This window comes from Streptomonospora alba (genome assembly GCF_000826685.1).
Lineage (GTDB): Bacteria > Actinomycetota > Actinomycetes > Streptosporangiales > Streptosporangiaceae > Streptomonospora > Streptomonospora alba.
Genome location: NZ_JROO01000076.1, coordinates 1 through 1,317, shown reverse-complemented (window position 1 = coordinate 1,317; position 1,317 = coordinate 1). Strand labels below are relative to the sequence as shown.

At 70.1% G+C, this 1,317-nt stretch carries 1 protein-coding gene and 1 pseudogene; both read left to right on the top strand.

What is annotated here, in order from left to right; genetic code table 11:
- The first annotated feature begins 201 nt into the window (after positions 1-201).
- Positions 202-933 carry a hypothetical protein gene (locus LP52_RS25270; protein WP_040276930.1) on the top strand — a complete coding sequence of 244 codons (732 nt, stop codon included), beginning with the start codon at positions 202-204 and terminating at the stop codon, positions 931-933.
- Between the two features lie 162 nt (positions 934-1,095).
- Positions 1,096-1,317, top strand: a pseudogene (locus tag LP52_RS25265) (hypothetical protein); the annotation flags it as partial.

Below are 1,317 nucleotides of genomic sequence, written 5' to 3'. Positions count from 1 at the left end.
CGCGGGTGTGCGTACGCACGGCGTTCGCACACCGGATGTGGCGTGCCTCCCTCCGGCTGCGCGGGGACGCCCGCACCTCGAGGCATTCGTTCGCCGGGTCTTCGCCGATTCTTCGCACACGCGACTGCGAATATCGTGCTCATTATTTGCGAAGCGGGGCGTGTATCACTGGTGGCTCCCGACGACGCGAGGGAGTTCATCATGGGTTCCACGCCGTTTTCTGTGCTGCGCCGCTCCTTTGACACACTCGCCGCCACTCATGGCGGCCCGCTGCTGGATTGCATGGGAATCACCGGAGCACCCCGCACGTCTCTTTCCGCAGCGGATTTGGCCGCGTGGCTGCCCGAAGCCACGGCTGAGGCGACCGATGAGGTGTGGCGGCGCCTGATCACCCGGACGCGGTCCGGGGAGGCCGCCTGGACGGTGATCGCGGCCGGGTTGGCGCTGCCCGGTCTGTATGCCGCGCGCAACCGGATGTGCCGCGGCCTGGGCGCCGACGTGGCCGATTTGGAAGCCGAGATGCTCAGCGCCCTGCTGGCCCAGATGCGCGCCTTGGATCTGGGGCCGCGGGCGGTGTGTGGGCGGTTGGTCTATGCGGTGCGCAAGGCCGGGCAGCGCTACCGCTACATGCACGACCAACAGCGCCGTCGCGAGCGCCCCCACCAGGACGCCCGCCGGGAGGCGGCCCTGCCTGGTGCGCGCGGGCCGGTGACCGTGCTGGCCGAGGCCGTGGCCGGCGGCGTGCTCACCTCGCAGGAGGCGGAGTTGGTCGCGCGCACGCACCTGGAAAGGCACCGGCTCACAGCGGTCGCCCGGGAGTTGGGCTTGTCGTATACGACCGCGCGGCGCCGCCGCAAACGCGCCTGCGCGCGCCTGGCCGAAACCATCCAGGACGGAAAAGCGGCCGCGTCGGTGGACGCTGACGGCCTCTGAATTCTGCATATACGAGTGCGGGCGATTCATCCGCCCGGACGGAAGGGGCGGGGACGCGGCCACCGAACGCTCCCCCGGTTTCCACGTCGCGCGAGAAAGGAGAGTCGGCGCTTCCCCGCCCCTTCTCCCCTGCTTTTCGTTCGTCCTTTTGAGGTGACGGTTATGCCGCTCCCGCGCTCACGCCCGGCGCGCGTCGCTGTCGTCGGCGCGCTGCTGTGCGTCCTGTTCGTGCTCGTTCCGGGTTCTGCCGCTCTGGCCCAGGGCGCCGAGCAGCCCGGGGTCTCGGACCTGGGTGAGGTGATCACCAACATCCGCAACTGGCTCGTGGGGCTGCTGGTGGCGCTGGCCACGCTGCTGCTGACCATCGGCGGGCTGCGCTACCTG